The sequence below is a fragment of the Glutamicibacter sp. genome (assembly GCF_035257265.1).
Lineage (GTDB): Bacteria > Actinomycetota > Actinomycetes > Actinomycetales > Micrococcaceae > Glutamicibacter.
In genome coordinates, this window is the sequence record NZ_DATEXC010000004.1 from 1 (window position 1) to 1921 (window position 1921).

Genomic DNA, 1921 nt, shown 5'->3' on the forward strand with positions numbered 1-1921 from the left:
TTATTTTTCAAGGGTTTTAGGGATTTATCACCCTGTTACCCCACTGCTCTGCCAGGGTCCTTAAGTGCAAGGCAAGAAACAGTTCCTCCTGCTCTGGGCTGCGCTCGGTGATGACCCGTTGCGCAGCACCGTTGGCATAGATCACCAGGGCCTCCTGAATCCCTCGCAGGCGTTCCGTCAGGAGTTCCACCCCGATGGAAAGGTTGCGCTCTTGGAGCCGAAGCAGCACGATGCGGATCAACAGCAGGGCCACAAAGCAGTAGAGGGCATGGACAGAGAGTTTGCTGTCCGTCCAGTGATAGGCGGGCCACCACAATCCAGGCCGTCTAGTCTTGCTGATACGGAACATCTCCTCGACCTTGGCCTGGCTGCGGTAGGCCAGCACCATGCGTTGGGGCTCAAGCTCCTGGCGGTCGGTAAAGAGGACCGTCTTGCCCAAGTCATGATGCTTGATCTGGCGTTTTTTACGCCGATCCCACTGCCAACTCAGCTCCTGCACCTTCCCTTGCTCCAGACGCAGGGTAAAGGCAAAGAAGTCCTTGAGCCGATCGAGCCGCACGAGCTGCGTCACCTCCTGCCTGATGGCCTTCTCAGTGCGGGGACGCTGGCGCTCCACGGCCTGCTGGATGGTGGCCAGCAACTGGAGCAGTTGCTGGTGGGCCTTGCGCTGCAGCAGGTCCAGCGTATGCACCTGGGTGCGATAAAAGCGGGGGCTGAAGCTGACCAGCAGTTTCCCCCGTATGCCCCCCAGCTGCTTGTTGGGCTGGCAATACACCTTGATTCGGCGGCCATCGGGCAGGGGCAGGGGCTGATACTCCTTCAGGGTGACCTGGTAGAGCGGGCGCACCCAGCCGGCCGGGATGGCCGCCAGGAAGGAAAAATGGGCTTGCAGGAGGGCCTTGAAGTTATCGTGGGAGACATTCCCCTTGTCCAGGACGAGGGTGAGACGGGGCGCGGCCGACGGCGGCAGGAAGTGGCCGATCATCTCCTGGAGGCTGGTGCTCAGGGCGACCACATCGGTCACATTGCCCTCATAGCAGCGGTAGTAGAGTGGCAGCCCGCGCTCCTCATCGACCACCAGGGCCAGGGAGAGCTGGCGCAGGTCCGTGCGCTTCTGTTTGTTTTTGCCCCGCTGGGGGAGGCTGGGCCGGCTGTTGAAGGTGTGAATGAAGGTGTAGTAGTTGGTGGTGTCGTAGACCAGGAACTGCTCTCCCAAGCCGAAACGTTGTTGAATCCTGTGCAACAGCTCCCGCTGAATAGGGGCGAAATGCTCCGGGGCGAACAAGTGCATATGATCCCAGAAGCGTTGGCTACTCAACTCGTCCCGGGGGAGGCAGGCACCAGACGGGCCAGCACCGTGTCCTGATACCATTCGGCAAAGGCACGCTTGCTCTTGGGCCACACGACGCGGTTGAGGGCCGCCAGCACCAGATAGTGGCCCACCGACAGGGAGGTGCGTCGCTGTGGGGGAGCCGGAGGGACATGGGCGTCGATCAGCTCAATGAGTCCCAGCTCCTGCGCCAGGGAGTAGAACAAGGCGGAGGCTCCAAACTCCCGGGTCTGCACGGTGTGGAGCGGAGGGAGTGCCTCCGTGTGGGGGGAGGCGGTACACTGGGCACGGATCTGCTCTATCACCCGGTCCCGGGGACCGAGGTAGCGCTGCTCGACGATGCGCGAGTGGCCGTTGCGCCAAGCGGAGCGCACCCAGTAGAGATAGGGTCGTCCTTTTTTCCATTTGGTGATGAGGCTGGGCATAATGGTGGAAGGGTAACAGTTTAGGAAAATAACGTCAATAATACTCAATAAAACAAGTCGATAAATAAAGTATTAGTAGGGTAATAGGATTGTAAAACCCTGAACTCCTTGTGGTTGTTAGAGTTGCAGGTTTTCGAACCTCGGTTCGCCGTAAACTCGCGCTAGA

At 59.7% G+C, this 1921-nt stretch carries 2 protein-coding genes; both read right to left on the bottom strand.

The genetic code is table 11. The features are described from left to right. Positions 1–16: 16 nt before the first annotated feature. Positions 17–1372 carry an IS1634 family transposase gene (locus tag VJ369_RS00485; RefSeq protein WP_422653639.1) on the bottom strand — a complete coding sequence of 452 codons (1356 nt, stop codon included), beginning with the start codon at positions 1370–1372 and terminating at the stop codon, positions 17–19. Continuing rightward, positions 1315–1566 (bottom strand): hypothetical protein, encoded by a 252-nt coding sequence (locus tag VJ369_RS00490; RefSeq protein WP_324090202.1) that lies wholly within the window; start codon positions 1564–1566, stop codon positions 1315–1317. The genes VJ369_RS00485 and VJ369_RS00490 overlap by 58 nt, the downstream gene beginning before the upstream one ends. Positions 1567–1921: the final 355 nt, after the last annotated feature.

What these genes read in the sequence shown, in the direction of transcription:
- VJ369_RS00485 (WP_422653639.1), bottom strand. Translation starts at nt 1,372, where the DNA reads ATGGTATCAGGACACGGTGCTGGCCCGTCTGGTGCCTGCCTCCCCCGG.